This window comes from Kitasatospora sp. NPDC048722, assembly GCF_040650235.1.
Classification (GTDB): domain Bacteria; phylum Actinomycetota; class Actinomycetes; order Streptomycetales; family Streptomycetaceae; genus Kitasatospora.
Window position 1 is genome coordinate 176,639 of the sequence record NZ_JBEZGX010000006.1, and the last position, 19,466, is coordinate 196,104.

A 19,466-nucleotide genomic window follows, 5' to 3' on the forward strand; every position below is an offset into this window, starting at 1 on the left:
TCCGGCGGGCCGGTGGATGAACGGTCGGCACATCATGCCAATTCCGTGGTGCGTCAATTCATCCCATCATTCTATGATGGTGCCCATGCCTCCCGCAGCAGACACCACCACCACCCCACGAACCGAGGTGCGGCCGCAGACCGAGCGGCCCACCGCCACCCCCAGCCCCCTCGTCGTCGGACTGTTCGCCGTCGCGATCGCCGCCGCCGCCTTCAACCTCCGTCCCGTGGTCACCAGCCTCGGGCCGCTGCTCGACCAGGTCCGCTCCGACCTCGGGATGAACCCCACGGTCGCCGGACTGCTCACCGCCGTGCCGTCGCTGTGCTTCGGACTGTTCGGCTTCGCCGCGCCCACGATGGCCCGCCGGATCGGCCCGATCGCGGTGATCACCGCCGGCATGGGCGCGATCACCGCGGGCGTGCTGGCCCGCTCCTTCGCCGGCGGCACCGCGGTGTTCCTGCTGCTCACCGCGCTCGCGCTGGCCGGTGTCGCGGTCTCCAACGTGCTGATCCCGGTGGTGATCAAGCGCTACTTCCCGGCCAAGGTCGGTCCGATGATCGGCTTGTACTCCATGTCGCTGTCGGCCGGCACCTCCCTGGCCGCCGCCGTCACCGTGCCGCTGACCAGCGCCCTCGGCGGCGACTGGCGCTACGGCCTCGGGGTCTGGGCCGTCCTCGGCGCCGTGGCGCTGGTGCTCTGGACCGTAGTCGCCGTGGCCAAGCGGGAGCGCGGCGAGAAGGCGGGCGGGCCCGCCGCCGACAAGCTGCCGATCACCCGCAGCCGGACGGCCTGGGCGATGGCCTGCTTCTTCGGCCTCCAGGCCACCGGCGCCTACGTGGTCATGGGCTGGCTGCCGAAGATCTTCCAGGACGCCGGCGTGGACAAGGGCACCTCGGGCGTGCTGCTCGCGGTGACCATGGTGATCGGCGTGCCGGTCTCCTTCGTCCTGCCCAACCTGGCCGCCCGGCGCGGCGACCAGCGGCTGTTCGTCGTGGTGCTGGCCTCCTGCGGCATCGCCGGGTACGCCGGGCTCGCGCTCGCCCCGGCCGCGCTGCCGTGGGTGTGGGCCGTCCTGGTGGGCCTGTCCAACTGCGCGTTCCCGCTGGTGCTGACGATGATCGGGCTGCGCGCCCGGACCGCGGGCGGCGTCGCCCAGCTGTCCGCCTTCGCCCAGGGCGTCGGCTACCTGATCTCCATCCCGGGCCCGATCCTGATCGGCCGGATCTACCAGGTGACGGGCCAGTGGTACTGGCCGCTCGGCTTCCTCGCGCTGCTGCTGGTACCGCAGATGCTGTTCGGCCTGCGGGCCGCGATGGCCCGGTACATCGAGGACGAGGCCGTGGCGCCGAAGGTGCCGGCCGGGGCCTAGGGTCCGTCCCGCCCTCCCCGGTTCGTCGCCCGGTCGGCCCTGTGCGGCGAAGCCGGGCCGGCGAAGGTCAAGGACCGGCCAAGGGCGAGGGGGCGGCGGCCGTCGGGCGCGTCCGGGGTGGGAGAATTCCGGACATGCCCGTTCTCGAACCGAACCCGACCGACGGCCGCAAGCAGCTCGGCCGCATCGCCCTGGCGGTTGCCGGCATCGTGGTGCTCGTGGCGATCATCGCCACGGTCGCCGCCGGCATGGGCTGACCCGGGCCGGAGCCCGGGCCACGACCCGCCCCCACGACCCGGCCGTCCGGCGGGAACTCCCGGTGAACGGCGCAGGATGGCACCCGCCACCCCTGCGAGTGGCGGCAACCGGGAGCATCGCGCCCCCGGACGGCTTTTCTGCCAAGCTTGCTGGGTATGAGCGCCGACACGCCCCGCAGGATCATCGTTCTCCGCCACGCCAAGGCCGACTGGCCCAACGGCGTCGACGACCACGAGCGGCCGCTGGCCGACCGGGGCCGCAACCAGGCCCCGGACGCCGGCCGCTGGCTGGCCGACTCCGGGATCAACCCCGACTTCGTGCTCTGCTCCACCGCCCTGCGCACCCGCGAGACGTGGAAGCTGGCGGCGCACGAGCTGCCCAAGCGGACCCGCAGGACCGTGTACGAGGAGCGGATCTACGAGGCCAGCCCGGGTGAGATCATCGCCGTCCTCCAGGAGACCCCGGAGGAGTACGCGGACGTGGTGCTGGTCGGGCACAACCCGGGCGTGCTGGGCCTGACCCAGGTGCTGGCCGGCGACGCGGGCGACCCCGACGCGCTGGACCGGCTGCGGCTCGGCGGCTTCCCCACGGCGGCGATCGCGGTGCTCAGCTTCGGCGGATCCTGGAAGAACGTCGAGCCGGGCGTGGCCGAGCTGGTCTCCTACCACACGCCGCAGGACTGACACCCGGACGTCCCCTCCGACGTGAGCGAAGGTGAGGGGCGCGCGGACTCGGTCCGCGCGCCCCTCACCTTCGTGTCCGGCCGCCGGTGCGGGCCTTCGGGGGACTACTCGGCCGGGCCGCCGTCGACGGTGTCGGCCGCCTCGACCTCCTCACGGGTGATGCCGAGCAGGTACAGCACGGTGTCCAGGAACGGCACGTTCACCGCGGTGTCGGCGGCCTCGCGCACCACCGGCTTGGCGTTGAACGCCACCCCGAGGCCGGCCGCGTTCAGCATGTCGAGGTCGTTGGCGCCGTCGCCGATCGCGACCGTCTGCTCCAGCGGCACCTTGGCCTGCTCGGCGAACCGGGCCAGCCAGCGGGCCTTGCCCGCGCGGTCCACGATCTCGCCGACCACCCGGCCGGTGAACTTCCCGTCCTCCACCTCCAGGGTGTTGGCAGCCGCGAAGTCCAGCCCCAGCTGCTCCACCAGGTGGTCGGTGACCTGCGTGAACCCACCGGACACGACCGCCACCTGGAAGCCCAGGCGCTGCAGCGTGCGGATCAGGGTTCGCGCCCCGGGCGTGAACCGGACCTCCGCGCGCACCTTCTCCGTCACCGAGGCGTCCAGCCCGGCCAGCAGCGCCACCCGGGCGCGCAGCGACTCGGCGAAGTCCAGCTCCCCGCGCATCGCCGCCGCCGTCACCGCGGCGACCTCCTCCTCGCAGCCCGCGTGTGCCGCGAACAGCTCGATGACCTCGTCCTGGATGAGCGTGGAGTCGACGTCCATCACCACCAGGCGCTTGGCGCGGCGCTCCAGGCCGGCCGCGACCACGGCGACGTCGACCCGCTGGGCCGCCGCCTCCTGGGCCAGCTCGCCGCGCAGCTCGTCGGTGGCGACACCGGACACGGCCAGCTCGACCGCCGTCACCGGGTACTTGGCGAGGCGGAAGACGCGGTCGATGTTGCCGCCGGCCGCGGTGATCCGGGAGGTGAGCGCCGAGACCGCGGCGGCGGTCAGCGGGTGGCCCAGCACCGTCACGTGCGACCGGCCCTCGCGGCGCGGCCGGTTGTCGCCGATGCCGGAGATGATCTCGGCCTGGAGCTTCTGCTCCTCCGACCAGCGGTGCACGGTGGCCCGCAGGCCGCCCTCGGCACCGGGCGCGGTGGGCGGGGTGACCAGGGCGCACAGCGTGATCCGGCCACGCGTGACGACCTGCTCGATGTCGATCACGTCGACGCCGAAGCCGGCCAGGGTGGCGAAGAGGCCGGCCGTGATGCCGGGGCGGTCCTTGCCGAACACCTTGACGAGCAGGGTGCGCTCGTCCTCGGTCCGGGGCTGCGAGGCGGGGGAAGGCTCAGCGGCCAAGGGCGATGCGTTCATGGTGGGTCCCACGCTACCGGGCGGGAAGGGCCCGCAGGACACCCGTCCACCCCCCGGACGCACGGATCGGGGGTGCCCGGAGCGTGTGTCCGGGAACCGGACGACGTGCAGGTGACGGGGAGGTGGCGTGGGGGTGCGGCGAAGCCCGGGACACCGCGCCGTCCGCGAATCGTTGCCGCCTGGTCACAGTCCCCAGGGGTGACTTTCGTCAGCGGTCCGTCGGCTGGAATGATTCCCCCGTCAGTTACAGGAAGTACGCACCCCCGGCCGGGGGACACAATCGGGGGACCGAGAGAGCGGGGCAGGCGAGCAGTGCCGCAACTCGTCATTGAGATCAACGGACAGCAGCGGACTCTGGAGCCGGGGCGGTCCTACACCATCGGGCGCAACCCGCAGTCGGACTTCCCGTTCGACGACGCGCGGGTCTCCTGGCACCACGGGACCATGTCCTTCAACGGGACCGGCTGGCAGTTGGACGACCACGGCAGCACCAACGGCACGTACGTCGCCGGTGCCCGGACCCAGCAGGCCCAGCTTTTCCCGGGCGCCGTCGTCAACCTCGGCAACCCGGAGAACGGCCCGCGCCTCTCCTTCTCGGCACCCGTCCAGTCCGCCGCCCCGCAGGCGCCCGCCTGGCACGAGGCCGCCACCAGCCGCAGCAACGCGCCGGCGCCGCAGCAGCAGCCCGCCCAGCAGCAGGCGTGGGGGCAGCAGGCCCAGGATCCGTACCAGCAGCAGTCCGAGCCGTGGGCCGCGCAGCAGGGCGGCCTGCCGCAGCAGCAGGCCGCGCAGCCGCCGTTCCCGCAGCAGCAGGGCTTCCCCGCCCAGCAGCAGGGCTTCACGCCCCAGCCGCCGCACGGCGGCGGTGGCGGCCCGCAGCCGACGATGATCCGCAACCTGACGTCGGCGATGCGCACCGTCCGGATCGGCCGCGCGCTCGACAACGACATCGTCGTCTCCGACCTCCAGGTCTCCCGCCACCACGCCGAGCTGCGTCAACTGCCCGACGGCCGCTACGAGATCGTCGACCTCGGCAGCCACAACGGCATCTTCCTCAACGGCCAGCAGGTGCAGCGCCAGCTGATGGGCCCGCAGGACCGGCTGACCGTCGGCCACTCCAGCTTCGTGCTGGTCGGCGACCAGCTGCAGGAGTTCGTCGACACCGGCGCGGTCTCCTTCTCCGCCCGCCACCTGACCGTCGAGGTCGAGCACAAGGGCGCGAAGAAGATCCTGCTCAACGACGTCAGCTTCGGCGTCCCGGAGAAGTCCCTGGTCGCCGTCATCGGCCCGTCCGGCTCCGGCAAGTCGACCCTGCTGCGCGCCCTCACCGGCTACCGCCCGGCCGACCGCGGCGAGGTGCTGTACGACGGCCGCAACCTCTACAAGCAGTTCGCCGAACTCCGCTCCCGCATCGGCCTGGTGCCGCAGTCGGAGATCCTGCACCGCGAGCTGACCGTCCGCAAGGGCCTCAAGTACGCGGCCCAGCTGCGCTTCCCCGGCGACACCGAGGCCCGCGAGCGCGAGGCCCGGATCGACGAGGTGCTGTACGAGCTGCGCCTGGACAAGCGCGCCGACAACAAGATCACCGCGCTCTCCGGCGGCCAGCAGAAGCGCGTCTCGGTCGCCCTGGAGCTGCTCACCAAGCCGTCGCTGATCTTCCTGGACGAGCCCACCTCGGGCCTCGACCCGGGCATGGACCGCGAGGTCATGCAGATGCTGCGCGGCCTGGCCGACGACGGCCGCACGATCCTCGTCGTCACCCACTCGGTGGCCGAACTGGCGCTCTGCGACCGGCTGCTGGTCATGGCGCCGGGCGGTTCGGTGGCCTACTTCGGCCCGCCGGACGAGGCGCTGCACTTCTTCGGCTACGAGACCTGGGCGGACGTCTTCCAGGCCTTCGAGAACTACCCGGACCACGACTGGGCCGGCCGCTACCGCGGTTCGGTGCACTACCAGCAGTACTCCGCGCCGACCGTCGAGGCGGGCGAGGTGCAGCACGTCCAGGTCGCGCAGGAGGCCATCAAGCCGCCCAAGCCGCAGAGCTGGGGCTCGCAGCTGTGGACGCTGATGCGCCGCTACATGTCGGTGCTCGCCTCGGACCGCGGCTTCCTCGCGCTGTCGGTGCTGCTGCCCGCCGTCATCGGCGCGGTCAGCGTGCTGATCCCCAACGAACCGGGGCTCGCGCCGAACCCCAAGACGCAGCTCCACCTCAACAACGGGGCCGCGACGATCCTGCTGATCCTCGCGATCGGCGCCTGCTTCTCCGGCGCGGCCAACTCGGTCCGTGAGCTGATCAAGGAACGGGCGATCTACGAACGGGAACGGGCCACCGGCCTGTCCCGGTCGGCGTACATGATGTCCAAGATCATCGTGCTGGGCATCTTCAGCGTGATCCAGGGCGCGATCATCTCCGCCGTCGGCTTCCTGCCGCGCAAGCTGCCCGCGCACGGTCTGATCGTCGCGAACACCCCGCTCGTCGAGATGACGATCGGGATGATCCTGCTGAGCTTCGCCGCGATGATGTTCGGCCTGATGATCTCCGCGCTGGTCAAGACCGCCGAGAAGACCATGCCGCTGCTGGTCATGTTCGCCATCGTCCAGGTCGTCTTCACCGGCTGCCTCTTCCAGATCTTCGGCAAGCCCGGCCTGGAGCAGGTCGCCTGGCTGATGCCGGCCCGCTGGGGCACCGGCATCGTGTCCACCACGCTCGACCTGTCGCACCTGATGGGCCCCTGGAACAAGGACTTCCAGAACCCGGACTACGACCCGCTGTGGACGCACTCCGTCGCCCAGTGGTCGATCGACGCCGGTGTGCTGGTCGCCATCTCCGTCGTCATCGGCATCATCGTGACGCGCCTCCAGCGCCGGCACGAGCCCGAGGTCATGCAGAAGGGCTGAGGCCCCCGCCGGTACGCCAGAGGGGCGGTTCTCCCGACCGGGAGGGCCGCCCCTCCTTCCGTTCCGGTCCTTGAGCTCAGGCCTTCGCGCTGCGGTCCCCGCGCTCCGGGCCCATCGGCCTAGGTCCCCGGACCTGCGACCGGGGCGGCTGCGGACGGACGCGGGGGCCCGGGGCGCGGCGGTAGGTTGGCGGTATGTCCAGCGCGCCCAGTGACCACCGCCCGGCGGCCGGTCCCCTCACCGACGGCCGGATACCGGTCGGTCACTCCCATCATGACCGGCCGCCCGCCTGCGACCCCTGCCTGGCCGGCATCGAGGCGGTGAGCCGGGCGCTGCTCGCGATGAGCCGGCACCTGGAGGTCCGCGAGGTGCTGCGCCGCATCACCGCCTCCGCCCGGGAACTCCTCGGCGCCGAGTACGCGGCCCTCGGCGTCCCCGACGACCACGGCGGCTTCGCCCAGTTCGTCGTCGACGGCATCACCGACGAGCAGTGGCACGCCATCGGCCCGCTGCCGCGGCAGCACGGCGTGCTCGCCAAGATGCTCCACGAGACCGGGCCCACCCGGCTCGCCGACGTCCGCGAGGCCCCCGCGTTCGGCGGCTGGCCCGCCGCGCACCCCGAGATGGACGCCTTCCTCGGCATGCCCGTCCTCGACACCGACGCCGCCGAGGACGAACCGCAGGTCACGGGCGTCATCTTCCTCGCCAACAAGCGCGGCGGCGGCCTCTTCACCGACCACGACGAGGAACTGCTGCGGATACTCGCCGCCCACGCCGCCCTCGCCCTCTCCAACGCCCGTCTCTACGAGCGCAGCCGGGAACTGACCCTGGCCGGCGAGCGCGCCCGCATCGCCCACGACCTGCACGACGCCGTCTCGCAGAAGCTCTTCTCGCTGCGGCTCACCGCCAAGGCGGCCGCCAAGCTCGTCGACCGCGACCCGGTCCGGGCCCGCGCCGAACTCGCCGAGGTCGCCCGGCTCGCCGCCGAGGCCGCCGACGAACTCCGCGCCGTCGTCGTCGAACTGCGCCCCGCCGCCCTGGAGGAGGACGGGCTCAGCGCCACCCTCGCCTCCCAGGTCCAGGTGCTCGACCGCGCCCACACCGCCGACGTCGCCTTCGCCGCCGACGGCGTCCGCGCCCTGCCGCCCGCCCAGGAGGCCGCGCTGCTGCGGGTCGCCCAGGAGGCGCTGCACAACGCGCTGCGCCACTCCGGCGCGCGGTGCGTCACCGTCTCCCTGCTCGGCACGCCCGAGCGCGGGGCCGTCCTCCAGGTGCGGGACGACGGGAAGGGGTTCGACCCGGAGTCCGTCCGCCGGGCCGGCAAGCACCTCGGGCTGGCGTCGATGCACGACCGCGCCGCCGCCGTCGGCGGCCGGCTCACCCTGGAATCCGCCCCCGGCCGGGGCACGCTCGTCGAGATGGAGGTCCCCGGTGCCTGACACCACGCCACCGATCCGCGTCCTGCTCGTCGACGACCACCAGGTCGTGCGGCGCGGCCTGCGCACCTTCCTGGAGGTGCAGGACGACATCGAGGTGGTCGGCGAGGCCGCCGACGGCGCCGAGGGCGTCGAACGGGCCCGCGAGCTCGACCCGGACGTCGTCCTGATGGACCTCAAGATGCCCGGCGTCGACGGGATCGAGGCGCTGCGCACGCTCAAGGGCGAGGGCAGCCGGGCCCGGATCCTGATCGTCACCAGCTTCACCGAGCACCGCACGATGGTCCCGGCGCTGCGGGCCGGCGCCGCCGGGTACGTGTACAAGGACGTCGACCCGGAGGCGCTCGCCGGAGCCATCCGCTCGGTCCACGCCGGCCACGTCCTGCTCCAGCCCGAACTCGCCGAGGCGCTCCTCTCCGACGACGGCCCGCGCGTCCCGCAGGGCCGGGGCGGGACGCTCACCGAGCGCGAGCGGGAGGTGCTGGGGCACATCGCGGACGGGCGCTCCAACCGGGAGATCGCGCGCAGCCTGCACCTGTCGGAGAAGACCGTGAAGACGCACGTGTCGAACATCCTGATGAAGCTGGACCTCGCCGACCGCACCCAGGCCGCGCTCTGGGCCGTCCGGCACGGGGAGGGCCGGGAGGCGTAGCGCGTCGGCGGGGCGTGCGGCCGGGGCGCGCGAGGGGTGCCGTCGCGCTGTGCCGGGCGGGAGGTAATCCGGGGCAAGGGGCGTCAGACGCGGGCTCGGCGTGTGCCGTTCGGCAGGGGACGGGCGGAAAGGGCGTGACGGGGCGTCAGGGCGGTGTGCCAGGCTGAGCGCCGACATCGAACCCGGGGGAGGACCTGATGGACGCGCCGCGCAGCGAGTACGGGTCGGTCGTGCTCGCCAACGAACTGGAGCTGACGTACCGCCTGTTCCAGCGGGCCAAGCACCTCGGCCTGGTGCCGCCGCCGGACGTCGAGGACCGGCGGTGGTCCCTGGCGGCCGTGGAGCCCCTGCTCGAACGCCGCGCCGACATCGCCGCCGCGCTGGCGGCGGACGTCGCGGAGCGGGCCGCGAAACTGGCGCAGGAGACGGCCCGCGAGCGCGATGCCTACGGCCCCGAGGTCCTGCGCCGGCGGCTCGGGCTGGTGCGCTGGCAGTTCGACCAGGCGCGGGAGCGCGGGCTGATCCCCGAACCGGACGTCGACGGTCGGGCCTGGTCGGCCGCGGCGGAGGCCGAGCTGCGGGCCCGCACCGCCGAGCTCACGGCCGCGCTGGGCGCCGTCCCCCGGGTGGGCGCCGGCAAGGCCGCCGTCGCCCTGGGACACACCACCGGCCTCCCGGTGACGGCGGACGACATCCGCCGGCTCGCCGAGGCCGGGGCGCTCCGGGCCTCCGGCGAGTTCCGCGGCCACCCCACTTACAGCCGCGAGGCGTTGGCGGCGGTGCCGGAGGCCGCCGTGGAGGAGGCGGTCACCGAGCGGCTGCGCCGCGCCGAGGCCGAGGCGGAGGCCGCCGCCGAGCTGCTGCGGCAGCGGATGGCGGAGAGTCTGTCGGCGGCGGAGGCGGCCGAGGAACTGGGCTGGTCGGCCGCGCGGTTGGAGGCCGCCGTGGCGAAGGGCGGGCTGACCCGGGCCCGGGACGGGCGGTACGACCGGGCGGAGGTGATGGCACTGGCGGCGGCCGATCCCTGGCGGTAGGGCGGCGGGCGGGCGTTCCGGCGAGTGCTGCGCGGTGGGCCGGGCGGTCGGCGACTTCCGTGCGTGGCGGCAGGCGGGCGGCGTCGGCGCGGGGCACGCTGCCCGCCGCGTGGTGGCCCGGCGATCGGGCGGTGGGTTGGGCGCCGGGTGCTGCGCGGTGGGCCGGGCGGCGTTGGCGCGGGGCTCGCGCTCGGTGGCGCGGGCGCGGGGCCCGGGCATGGCTGCTTTCCGGCCATGTCTTCGTCGCCCCGGCCCGCGCCGCGCGGGAAACCGGTCCGTCCGGATCTCCCGCGCGGGTGCGGTGCCGTGGGGCTCAGCTGTCCTGGCGCTCGTCCACGAGGGCGTTGTAGGCGGCCACCTGGGCGCGGCGGGCGGTGCGGCGCAGCGGGTCGAGGACGGACTGGCGGGCGGCCATCTCCGAGGCGCTGACGGCGGCGCCGTGGCCCCCGGAGGCGATCGTCAGGAGCGCGGACACCTGGCGGGCGGACTCCAGCACGCGCACGGCGCGGGCCGGATAGCCGGGCGCGAGCAGCTCGGCGTGGCCGCGGCGGCGGTAGGCGTCCAGGGCCCGCAGCGCCTCCGGACCGGCACCGGCCACGTCGAGGCGGGTGAGCAGGGCGGTCGCCTCACGCAGCCCGTCGGCGAGCTCGCGCTCGGCCTCGTGCAGGGACGGCACGTCGGCCGGCGGGCCGTCGTTGACCGTCGAGCAGCGCCACAGCACCGTCGCCGAGCGGTCCCCGGCCGGGCCGAAGACCTCGACCTCGGGCACCAGCCCGAGCGGTGCGCCGACCGCCAGGACGGCCTCGCCCGCGCCCATGGCCCGGTCGTTGAACGCCGCCGGGCCGGTCAGCCCGAGCGGGTGCCCGGCCGAGGGGAGTGCCAGCCGCAGGCCCTGCACGCCGAGTACCCGCAGCCGGCCGAGCGCCCACGTGAGCCCGTGCTGCTCGCCCGGCTCGTCCCCGGGCAGGCCGGTCACCCGGTGGCCCTCGTCGTCGCCGAGGACGGCCGCGGCGGCGTTGTCCGGCGGGACGAGCCCGGCGAGCAGGGCGTTGCCCCAGGCGGTCAGCCGCCCCGAACGGGGCTCTTCGTACGGATTGTCGGCAGGAGTCGCGAGCATCCGGCCAGCCTACGGAATCGGCGGTCATCCGCGTGGCGTAGGTTTGCCCATGCGCGTGCGGCGCACCGACCCCGTGCCCACCGGCCGCCGGAGTAGGCTCGCCGCCCGCACCGACGGCCGAAGATTCTGTATTGGGGAAGGCGTAGGCATGAGCGACGTGCTGGAGCTGGTGGACGTATCCGTGGTCCGGGAGGGGCGCGCGCTGGTCGACCAGGTCTCGTGGTCCATCTCCGAGGGTGAGCGCTGGGTCATCCTGGGCCCGAACGGCGCCGGCAAGACGACGCTGCTGCAGATCGCCTCCTCGTACCTGTTCCCGACCGCGGGCAAGGTCTCGGTGCTCGGCGAGAAGCTCGGTGAGATCGACGTCTTCGAGCTGCGCTCCCGGATCGGCCTGGCCGGTGCCGCGATGTTCGACAAGCTCCCCGCCGAGCAGACGGTGCTGCAGACCGTGCTCACCGCCGCCTACGGCATGACGGTCAGCTGGCAGGAGAGCTACGAGCAGTCGGACGAGTCCCGCGCGCTCGCGCTGCTGGACCGCCTCGGCATGTCCAACCTCACCGACCGCAAGTTCGGCACGCTGTCGGAGGGCGAGCGCAAGCGCACCCTCATCGCCCGCGCGCTGATGACCGACCCCGAGCTGCTGCTGCTCGACGAGCCGGCCGCCGGCCTGGACCTCGGCGGGCGCGAGGACCTCATCCGCCGCCTCGGCGCGCTGGCCCAGGACGAGTTCGCGCCGGCGATGGCGATGGTGACCCACCACGTCGAGGAGATCGCCCCCGGCTTCACCCACGTCCTGATGATCCGTCAGGGCAAGGTGCTCACCGCCGGTCCGATCGACACCGAGCTGACCGCCCGTAACCTGTCGAAGTGCTTCGGCCTGCCGCTGACCCTGGAGCGCCACGGCGACCGCTGGTCGGCCCAGGGCCTGCCGCTGGGCTGAGCCCCCGTCCGACGACCGTCCGGCCCGCCACGGGAACCGGTCGCACGCGCGACCGGTTTCCGCCCCTGGACCTGCGGGAACTGTCCGCCACGAAGGCCCTTCGTCCCTAGGATGGATCCGTGGACAGCTGGATGTGGTGGCTCCTGGCCGCCGTCGGGCTCGGCATACCGCTGGTGCTCACCGCGATGCCGGAGTTCGCCATGTTCGCGGTCGGCGCGCTGGCAGCGGCCGGTGTGGCCGGACTGGGCGCGGGGGTGGTCTGGCAGACCCTGACCTTCGTGGTGTCCTCCGTCGCGCTGCTGGTGGTCGTCCGCCCGATCGCCTACCGGGAGCTCAGGAAGGGCCCGAACATCAAGATGGGCATCGAGGCGCTCCAGGGCGCCACCGCGGTCGTCGCGGAAACCGTCGACGGGGAGGGCGGACGGATCAAGTTGAACGGCGAGATCTGGTCGGCCCGAGCGCTCCACCCGGACTCGGTCTACCAGCCGGGGCAGCAGGTCGACGTCGTCGAAATCCAGGGCGCGACCGCCCTGGTCGTCTAGGGGAGAGTCCGTGGAACCCGTCCTTATCGTTTTGGTCGTCCTGGTCGTGGTGGCCTTCATCGCGCTGATCAAGACGATCCAGGTCATCCCGCAGGCCAGCGCCGCGATCGTGGAGCGCTTCGGCCGCTACACCCGGACCCTCAACGCCGGCCTGAACATCGTCGTCCCGTTCATCGACCGGGTGCGCAACCGCATCGACCTGCGCGAGCAGGTCGTGCCGTTCCCGCCGCAGCCGGTGATCACCCAGGACAACCTGGTCGTCAACATCGACACGGTGATCTACTACCAGGTCACCGACCCCCGCGCGGCGACGTACGAGGTCGCGAGCTACATCCAGGCGATCGAGCAGCTCACCGTCACGACGCTGCGCAACATCATCGGCTCCATGGACCTGGAGTCCACCCTGACCTCCCGCGAGGTCATCAACGCCGGCCTGCGCGGCGTCCTGGACGAGGCGACCGGCAAGTGGGGCATCCGGGTCAACCGCGTCGAGCTGAAGGCGATCGAGCCGCCGACCTCCATCCAGGACTCGATGGAGAAGCAGATGCGCGCCGACCGTGACAAGCGCGCCGCGATCCTCACCGCCGAGGGCCAGCGCCAGGCGCAGATCCTCAAGGCCGAGGGTGAGAAGCAGGCGGACGTGCTCAGGGCCGAGGGTGAGGCGCAGGCCGCGGTGCTGCGCGCCGACGGTGAGGCGGCCGCGATCCGGACGGTCTTCGAGGCGATCCACGACGGCGACGCCGACCAGAAGCTGCTCGCCTACCAGTACCTGCAGACCCTGCCCGAGCTGGCCAAGGGCGACTCCAACAAGCTCTGGATCATCCCCAGCGAGGTCGGCGACGCGCTCAAGGGCCTCGGCGGCGCCTTCACCGGCCTGGCCGGCAACGGCGGCGCGAACGGCGGCGCGGTCGCGGCCCCCAGCGTCCCGGCCCCGGCGGCCCCGGCCGCCACCCAGGTGCCGATCGACCCGGCGGCCGGTCCGCGGCCGGTGGACATCGACAAGGGCGCGGCCCGTCCGCGGGTGGACCCGGCGCGCGAGTACCGCAAGATCGACCCGGAGTGAGCCGGCCGCGTCGACGCCGTGAGGCGGAGACCAGGGCAGTGGCCGCCGTGAGGCGGTGACGCGGGAGGGCCCGCCGTCGCACCGACGAGGTGCGGGGCGGGCCCTCGGCATGTCCGGCAGGTGTTCCGCATCGTGGTCGGGGCTGGTCGGTTCGGCGGACCGTCCGGCATGATCCCTTCGGACCCGGACGAAAGGAAGAGGTGACCCGTGACGCTCTGGGAGGCGATAGCCGTCCTGGTGGCGGGCGTCGGTGCCGGGATGATCAACGTGATCGTCGGCTCCGGCACCCTGATCACATTCCCCGTCCTGCTCGCCGTCGGCATCCCGCCGGTCACCGCCAACGTGTCCAACTCCTTCGGCCTGGTGCCCGGTTCGCTCAGCGGCGTGATCGGCTACCGCCGCGAACTGGCCGACCAGGGCCGCCGCCTGCTGCGCCTCGGCACCGCCTCCCTGCTCGGCGGCCTGGTCGGCGCCGTGCTGCTGATCACCCTGCCGAGCGGCGCCTTCGACGCGATCGTCCCGGTGCTCATCCTGCTGGCGCTCGTCCTCGTGGTGATCCAGCCCCGGGTGGCCAAGGCCGTCGCCGCCCGCCGCCGCCCCGGCGGGGACCCGGACGGCAGCCTCGTCCTGCTCGGCGGCGTGTTCCTCACCGGCATCTACGGCGGCTACTTCGGCGCCGCGCAGGGCGTCCTGCTGATGGCGCTCATGGGCATGCTCCTCCAGGAGGACCTCCAGCGCATCAACGCCGTGAAGAACGCGCTCGCCATGATCGTCAACGGTGTGGCGGCGCTGTTCTTCCTCTTCACCGCGAAGGTCGACTGGACGGCTGCCGGGCTCATCGCCGTCGGTTCGCTGCTGGGCGGCCTGCTCGGCGCCAAGGTCGGCCGCCGCCTGTCGCCGACGGCGCTGCGCGCGGTCATCGTGGTGGTCGGCCTGGCGGCCGTCACCAAGCTGCTGCTGGGCTGAACCCGGCCTCGCGGCACCGGGCCGGGGCCCCGGCGCAGGCGTATGTTCGTCGCAGTGCACGCCGATCCGCCGGCAGCGGATCCGACCAGGCTTGGAGCGCTTCGATGAGCAGCAGAGCACGGCTGACCGAGGACGAGATCACGGCGGCCCTGACCGGCGTGCCGCAGTGGTCCCGGGAGGGCGAGGCCATCGTCCGCACCGCCGACGCCCCGGACTTCCCGGCGGCGATCCGCGTCGTCGACGCCGTCGCCGAACAGGCCGAGGCGCTGGACCACCACCCCGACATCGACATCCGCTGGCGCACCCTGCGCTTCGTCCTCTCCACCCACAGCGCGGGCGGGCTCACCGGCCTGGACTTCACCCTCGCCGCCCGGATCGACGGGGCCCTGAGCGCCGAGTCCGCCGCCTGACGGAGGCCGGAGCGGGGCGCTCCGGTGGGCGTGAGATGCTGACTGCCGCAGTGCAGGCGGCTCGGGAGGGACGGAACGGATGGCGCAGGAGCCCTTCGGAGACGCCCAGCAGCAGGCGTGGTACCCCCAGCAGCAGGACTGGCAGGGCGGCTACCCCGAGCAGCAGCACGGCCAGCAGGCTCAGCACGTCCAGCCGGGGCACTGGCAGACGACCACCGGTTACGGGCCGGCCGAGTACGGGCCGGGCGACTACGGCCAGGGCGCCGGGTACGGCGAGTACGGCGAGTACGGGCACACCCGGGACGGTCAGGCGGCGTACGGGCAGGGCGCCGGGTACGGTCAGGAGGGGCAGACCGCGTACGGGCAGGGCGGCTACGCCCAGGACCCGTACCAGCCCTACCAGCCCTACCAGCCCTACCAGCCCTACCACCAGTACCCCGGCTACGAGCAGCAGCAGTACGCCGAGTACGCCGCGTCCGACCCGCAGCGGTCCGCCGAGGACAGCCTGTACGTGCCGACGGGCGCGGAGTACTCGGCCGACGGCTACGTGCACATCGAGTCAGCCGAGCCGGAGCCGGATCCCGCCGCGCCGGGGGAGCCCGGGGCGCCGGCTGCCGCCGAGCCCGTCGTGTCGTCCCGGTCGGCCTCGCGCCGGGGTGGCGACGGCGGCGGAAAGGGCACCAAGGGCGGCTCCTCGCTCGCGGACAGGGCCCGGACCGCCGCCGACGCGGTGCTGACCGGCGAGCACGTGCCCAGCCGCAAGACGCTCCTGGTCCGCACCGGCGCCGGAGTCGCGGCCCTGGGCGTCCTGATAGCGGCCGGCCTGATGGTCGGCGTCGAGGACAGTGGCAGCGCCTCCACATCGGGTGGCGGGGGCGGCGAGCCCGGCTTCGCCGTCGCCCACACCAAGGAGTGGTCCGCGCAGCCGGCGGCGCAGTCCGGGGCGGACGACACGCTGGTCGGGAGCTGGCTGCTCGCCGGCGCGGTGGTCCGGGCCGACGCCTCCGGCGTGCGCGCGTACGACCTGGCGGCGGGCAAGCCCGGCTGGTCGGTCGAGCCGCCGGCCGCCGGGGCCGTCCCGTGCGGGCTGTCGCCGACCGTGAACCCGTCCGGCGTGGGCGCCGTGCTGTTCCGTGTCCAGGCGGACCCGAACAGCCCGTGCACGCTGCTAGCGGCGGTGGACACCAAGACCGGCAAGACCGCGTGGACGAAGACCCTCTCGGACGCCAAGGGCGCCTACACCGCGCACGTCGGCGTCACCGAGGACAAGATCGTGGCCGTCGGCGACGACCGGGCGATCGCCTGGGACGCGGCCGACGGCAAGGACGTCTGGCAGTACACCGGGCAGGGCAAGTTCTGCACGCTCTCCGGCGGGGTCACCGGCAAGACCGTGATGGTCGCCTCCACGTGCGCCGACTCGACCCCGGCCGGCCAGGCCGTCGCGCTCAACACGGCCGACGGCAAGGTCAGTTGGTGGCGCGGCCTGAACAACAACCCGAAGACGGTGACGGTGCTCTCCGCCGAGCCCGCCGTCGTCCTCACCACCGGCGAGAAGCCGGCCGACGACCGGGTGTTCGCGTGGGGCGCGAGCGGCGACCCGGCCGCCGAGATCCCGGTCAGCGGCGACGCCGGCCGCCTGGACGTCGCGCACGGCACGTTCTCGGCCACGCCCGGGGTCTTCTTCCAGGACCGGACGATGGTCACCACGCTCGTGCCGCCGAACGGCAACGGCGCCGTCGTCGCGGTCGGCTACGACCTCGACAGCGGGAAGCAGAGCTGGAAGGCCCCGGCCGCCGAGAAGGGCGTGCTGCGGGCGGTCGCCCTCGACGGCGGCTCCCTCGTGCTCGCCGCCGACGAGCGCCGCGACCAGCCCGCCCACCTCTCCCGCTTCGCCGTGACCGGCGGCCACGAGTCGACCGGTGGAAACTTCCCGCCGGGCACCGGTTCGCTGCTGATCTCGGGCCGGGTGCTGATCGGCGGCGGCAAGGTCGTCGTGGTGCCCGAGCACTCGGCGAACTTCGGGACGGCGGCCGGCTACCAGGCGAAGGGCTAGCCGGCCGCCACGCACGAGTGGAGTTAGGCCGCGGGCACGACCGGTAGCCAGTCGGCGAGTTCCCTCGCCTCCGAGTCGCGCAGGCCGAGCGCCAGCATCAGGGTCGCCTGAGGGGTCGGCACGAACGGGCGGCGCAGCAGTTTCATCCCCGCCTGCTCCGGTGTCCGGTCGGCCTTGCGCTGGTTGTCCTCGGCGCACGCGGCCACGGTGTTCAACCAGCTGTCCTCACCACCGCGCGACCGCGGCTGCAGGTGGTCCACCGTGGTGGCCCGCCGCCCGCAGTACGCGCACAGGTGCTGGTCGCGGGCCAGGACACCCCGCCGCGACCACGGCGCCCGTTGTCGGAACGGGACCCGTACGTAGCGTTGGAGTCTGATCACCCGCGGCACCGGTACGGTGACGCCGGTGCCCCGGACCGTGCGCAGCGGATGCGCCTGCTCCACCACCGCCTTGTCCTGGAGCACCAGGACCACGGCGCGCTGGAGCGACACCGTCGTCAGGGGCTCGTAGCTCGCGTTCAGAACCAGCGTGTTGCGCACCTCGGCACACCCTTCCCACGGGCGTGCCACGGCGGCACGACCGTCTCCACACACGTCACTGCCGCCGCACGGCGGTGGGACCACTCTGAATGGGCCCGCGGCCGACGAACAACGGAATTTCCGGTATCGAAGGGCACCCGGAGCCGCGCCGGGGAGCGGGCGACGGGCTCCCGGCCGCCGCGTGGGGGAGCGGCGGACGGCCTCCCGGAGGAGCGGGGACGGTGCCTAGGGAAAACTCGCTGGCCGGGACCGCGTAGGCTCTATCAGGCTGGAGTCGTACCGACCCGGGGCCCGACCGAACCGGGCCAGCACCGGGCCGGACGCCCGATCGAAGGAGAAGCGTGACCGTGACGGACATCGTCGACGAGCTGCGGTGGCGTGGGCTGATCGCCCTGTCCACCGACGAGGACGCACTGCGCAAGGCGTTCGCGGACGGCCCGGTCACGTTCTATTGCGGCTTCGACCCGACGGCCCCCAGCCTGCACCTCGGCAACCTCGTGCAGATCCTCACCATGCGCCGCATCCAGCAGGCGGGGAACCTCCCGCTCGGCCTGGTCGGCGGCGCCACGGGCCTGATCGGCGACCCGAAGCCCACCGCCGAGCGCGTCCTCAACGCCCCCGAGACGGTGGCCGCCTGGGTCGACCGCCTGCGCGGCCAGATCTCGCGCTTCCTCGACTTCGACGGCCCGTACGCGGCGCGCATGGTCAACAACCTGGACTGGACGTCCGGGATGTCCGCCATCAGCCTGCTGCGGGACGTCGGCAAGTACTTCCGCGTCAACAACATGATCGCCAAGGAGGCCGTCGCCCGGCGGCTCAACTCCGACGCGGGCATCAGCTACACCGAGTTCAGCTACCAGATTCTCCAGGGCATGGACTACCTGGAGCTGAACCGCCGCTACGGCTGCACCCTGCAGACCGGCGGCAGCGACCAGTGGGGCAACCTCACCGCCGGCACGGACCTGATCCGCAAGGCCGAGGGCAAGTCCGTGCACGCGCTGGCCACGCCGCTGATCGTCAAGGCCGACGGCACCAAGTTCGGCAAGACCGAGTCCGGCACGGTCTGGCTCGACCCCGAGCTGACCACCCCGTACGCCTTCTACCAGTTCTGGCTGAACGCGGACGACCGGGACGTCTCCAACTTCCTGCGGATCTTCAGCTTCCGCTCGAAGGAGGAGATCGAGGAGCTGGAGCGCGAGACTGCCGAGCGCCCCGCCGCCCGCCTGGCCCAGCGCGCCCTGGCCGAGGAGCTCACCACCCTCGTCCACGGCGCAGACCAGTACGAGCGCGCGGTCGCCGCGTCCAAGGCGCTGTTCGGCCAGGGCGACCTCGCCGACCTGGAGGCCCCGACCCTGGCGGCGGCGCTGGCCGAGGTCCCCAAGGCCGAGGTCGCCGAACTCCAGCCGGTGGTCGACCTGTTGGTCGCCGTCGGCCTGGCGCCGAGCCGCTCGGCCGCCCGTCGGACGATCAAGGAGGGCGGCGCCTACCTCAACAACGTCAAGGTGACGGACGAGGAGGCGGTGCCTACCGAGACCGACCTGCTGCACGGCCGCTGGCTCGTGCTGCGCCGGGGCAAGCGCAACCTGGCGGCGGCCGAGCTGACCGCGCCGGCGACGGCGTGACCGTGTCACCGTGTGACGCAGGCCGTGTGACACGAGTGGCATGACCGGAACCCGACGCCGCTGAGCAGCGGCTTCGTCCACCGAGGGCGGGATCCAGCCGGATCCCGCCCTCGACGTTTGACGATGCCCTCCGCGTGGCCTAGTGTTGGACGAGTCGCTGAAGCGGCCACACCACTTGGTAACCCCCACTCTCACCTCGAAGCCCATTAGCTTGGGTCGTTCGGCGTCTGCGCCGACAGGGTGAGCGTGAATTTCGGGTAACGCCCGGAATGCGCTAACGTGGAGGTCGTCGCGGAAAGCGATCCCGACTAGATCGGGAAATCGGATAAATGAAACTCCGGAAAACGGAGCGGAAAACGTCTGATAAGCTGGAAACACGAAAGAACGAAGCGCCCGGAGGGCCCGCTGGAAGGCGGCTCGAAGGAAGCGTCCGTTCCTTGAGAACTCAACAGCGTGCCAAAAGTCAACGCCAGATATGTTGACATCCCCGGCCTCGATCGTCTGATCGGGGTTGGAGATTCCT

17 protein-coding genes are annotated in these 19,466 nt (G+C 72.9%); 14 read left to right on the plus strand and 3 right to left on the minus strand.

Annotated features, from left to right (window positions below; all coding sequences use genetic code 11):
• The first annotated feature begins 85 nt into the window (after positions 1 to 85).
• The 3 genes from AB0C76_RS07630 (at position 86) to AB0C76_RS07640 (ending at position 2,310) form a co-directional block, all read left to right on the plus strand.
• Positions 86 to 1,369 carry an MFS transporter gene (locus tag AB0C76_RS07630; RefSeq protein WP_359961134.1) on the plus strand — a complete coding sequence of 428 codons (1,284 nt, stop codon included), beginning with the start codon at positions 86 to 88 and terminating at the stop codon, positions 1,367 to 1,369.
• 134 nt (positions 1,370 to 1,503) lie between these two features.
• Positions 1,504 to 1,626 carry an SGM_5486 family transporter-associated protein gene (locus AB0C76_RS07635; RefSeq protein WP_359961137.1) on the plus strand — a complete coding sequence of 41 codons (123 nt, stop codon included), beginning with the start codon at positions 1,504 to 1,506 and terminating at the stop codon, positions 1,624 to 1,626.
• Positions 1,627 to 1,782: 156 nt separating this feature from the next.
• The gene (locus AB0C76_RS07640) at positions 1,783 to 2,310 is read left to right on the plus strand and encodes a histidine phosphatase family protein (RefSeq protein WP_359961140.1); all 528 of its coding nucleotides are present in this window, start codon (positions 1,783 to 1,785) and stop codon (positions 2,308 to 2,310) included.
• Between the two features lie 104 nt (positions 2,311 to 2,414).
• On the opposite strand, the gene serB is transcribed toward AB0C76_RS07640, so the two are convergent.
• Positions 2,415 to 3,671, minus strand: a complete 1,257-nt coding sequence (gene serB / locus AB0C76_RS07645; protein ID WP_359961143.1) for a phosphoserine phosphatase SerB — start codon at positions 3,669 to 3,671, stop codon at positions 2,415 to 2,417.
• Positions 3,672 to 3,983: 312 nt separating this feature from the next.
• Here serB and AB0C76_RS07650 point away from each other — a divergent pair, with 312 nt between their 5' ends.
• The 4 genes from AB0C76_RS07650 to AB0C76_RS07665 all read left to right on the plus strand — a co-directional run bounded on the left by AB0C76_RS07650 (position 3,984) and on the right by AB0C76_RS07665 (position 9,691).
• A complete protein-coding gene (locus tag AB0C76_RS07650; RefSeq protein ID WP_359961146.1) occupies positions 3,984 to 6,569 on the plus strand; it encodes an FHA domain-containing protein in 2,586 nt (861 codons plus the stop codon).
• A gap of 341 nt (positions 6,570 to 6,910) precedes the next feature.
• Positions 6,911 to 8,008 (plus strand): GAF domain-containing sensor histidine kinase, encoded by a 1,098-nt coding sequence (locus AB0C76_RS07655; protein ID WP_359961216.1) that lies wholly within the window; start codon positions 6,911 to 6,913, stop codon positions 8,006 to 8,008.
• Entirely contained in the window at positions 8,001 to 8,657 is a 657-nt protein-coding gene (locus tag AB0C76_RS07660) for a response regulator transcription factor (RefSeq protein WP_359961149.1), read from the plus strand. The genes AB0C76_RS07655 and AB0C76_RS07660 overlap by 8 nt, the downstream gene beginning before the upstream one ends.
• Positions 8,658 to 8,854: 197 nt before the next feature.
• Positions 8,855 to 9,691 (plus strand): hypothetical protein, encoded by an 837-nt coding sequence (locus tag AB0C76_RS07665; protein WP_359961152.1) that lies wholly within the window; start codon positions 8,855 to 8,857, stop codon positions 9,689 to 9,691.
• 313 nt (positions 9,692 to 10,004) lie between these two features.
• Here AB0C76_RS07665 and AB0C76_RS07670 read toward each other — a convergent pair whose 3' ends face one another.
• Entirely contained in the window at positions 10,005 to 10,808 is an 804-nt protein-coding gene (locus tag AB0C76_RS07670) for a hypothetical protein (protein ID WP_359961155.1), read from the minus strand.
• Positions 10,809 to 10,956: 148 nt separating this feature from the next.
• Between AB0C76_RS07670 and AB0C76_RS07675 the strand changes: the two genes are divergently transcribed.
• The 6 genes from AB0C76_RS07675 to AB0C76_RS07700 all read left to right on the plus strand — a co-directional run bounded on the left by AB0C76_RS07675 (position 10,957) and on the right by AB0C76_RS07700 (position 16,782).
• A complete protein-coding gene (locus tag AB0C76_RS07675) occupies positions 10,957 to 11,748 on the plus strand; it encodes an ABC transporter ATP-binding protein (protein WP_329926400.1) in 792 nt (263 codons plus the stop codon).
• A gap of 131 nt (positions 11,749 to 11,879) precedes the next feature.
• Positions 11,880 to 12,290: an NfeD family protein gene (locus AB0C76_RS07680; RefSeq protein WP_359961219.1), complete on the plus strand. Its 411-nt coding sequence runs from the start codon at positions 11,880 to 11,882 to the stop codon at positions 12,288 to 12,290.
• Between the two features lie 10 nt (positions 12,291 to 12,300).
• Positions 12,301 to 13,353, plus strand: coding sequence for an SPFH domain-containing protein (locus AB0C76_RS07685; protein WP_359961158.1), 1,053 nt, complete (start codon positions 12,301 to 12,303; stop codon positions 13,351 to 13,353).
• Between the two features lie 207 nt (positions 13,354 to 13,560).
• Entirely contained in the window at positions 13,561 to 14,319 is a 759-nt protein-coding gene (locus tag AB0C76_RS07690; protein ID WP_359961161.1) for a sulfite exporter TauE/SafE family protein, read from the plus strand.
• Between the two features lie 104 nt (positions 14,320 to 14,423).
• Entirely contained in the window at positions 14,424 to 14,729 is a 306-nt protein-coding gene (locus tag AB0C76_RS07695; RefSeq protein ID WP_359961163.1) for a 4a-hydroxytetrahydrobiopterin dehydratase, read from the plus strand.
• A gap of 79 nt (positions 14,730 to 14,808) precedes the next feature.
• Positions 14,809 to 16,782 carry a PQQ-binding-like beta-propeller repeat protein gene (locus AB0C76_RS07700; protein ID WP_359961166.1) on the plus strand — a complete coding sequence of 658 codons (1,974 nt, stop codon included), beginning with the start codon at positions 14,809 to 14,811 and terminating at the stop codon, positions 16,780 to 16,782.
• Positions 16,783 to 16,805: 23 nt separating this feature from the next.
• Here AB0C76_RS07700 and AB0C76_RS07705 read toward each other — a convergent pair whose 3' ends face one another.
• On the minus strand, positions 16,806 to 17,321 hold the full coding sequence (locus AB0C76_RS07705; protein ID WP_359961169.1) for an HNH endonuclease: 516 nt from the start codon (positions 17,319 to 17,321) through the stop codon (positions 16,806 to 16,808).
• Between the two features lie 347 nt (positions 17,322 to 17,668).
• Here AB0C76_RS07705 and tyrS point away from each other — a divergent pair, with 347 nt between their 5' ends.
• Entirely contained in the window at positions 17,669 to 18,943 is a 1,275-nt protein-coding gene (gene tyrS / locus AB0C76_RS07710) for a tyrosine--tRNA ligase (RefSeq protein WP_359961222.1), read from the plus strand.
• Positions 18,944 to 19,466: the final 523 nt, after the last annotated feature.

Coding starts and splice junctions, on each gene's coding strand:
- AB0C76_RS07700 (WP_359961166.1), top strand. CDS start 14,809: ATGGCGCAGGAGCCCTTCGGAGACGCCCAGCAGCAGGCGTGGTACCCC.
- AB0C76_RS07640 (WP_359961140.1), top strand. CDS start 1,783: ATGAGCGCCGACACGCCCCGCAGGATCATCGTTCTCCGCCACGCCAAG.
- AB0C76_RS07680 (WP_359961219.1), top strand. CDS start 11,880: ATGTGGTGGCTCCTGGCCGCCGTCGGGCTCGGCATACCGCTGGTGCTC.
- AB0C76_RS07665 (WP_359961152.1), top strand. CDS start 8,855: ATGGACGCGCCGCGCAGCGAGTACGGGTCGGTCGTGCTCGCCAACGAA.
- serB (WP_359961143.1), bottom strand. CDS start 3,671: ATGAACGCATCGCCCTTGGCCGCTGAGCCTTCCCCCGCCTCGCAGCCC.
- AB0C76_RS07655 (WP_359961216.1), top strand. CDS start 6,911: ATGAGCCGGCACCTGGAGGTCCGCGAGGTGCTGCGCCGCATCACCGCC.
- AB0C76_RS07635 (WP_359961137.1), top strand. CDS start 1,504: ATGCCCGTTCTCGAACCGAACCCGACCGACGGCCGCAAGCAGCTCGGC.
- AB0C76_RS07670 (WP_359961155.1), bottom strand. CDS start 10,808: ATGCTCGCGACTCCTGCCGACAATCCGTACGAAGAGCCCCGTTCGGGG.
- AB0C76_RS07630 (WP_359961134.1), top strand. CDS start 86: ATGCCTCCCGCAGCAGACACCACCACCACCCCACGAACCGAGGTGCGG.
- AB0C76_RS07695 (WP_359961163.1), top strand. CDS start 14,424: ATGAGCAGCAGAGCACGGCTGACCGAGGACGAGATCACGGCGGCCCTG.
- AB0C76_RS07675 (WP_329926400.1), top strand. CDS start 10,957: ATGAGCGACGTGCTGGAGCTGGTGGACGTATCCGTGGTCCGGGAGGGG.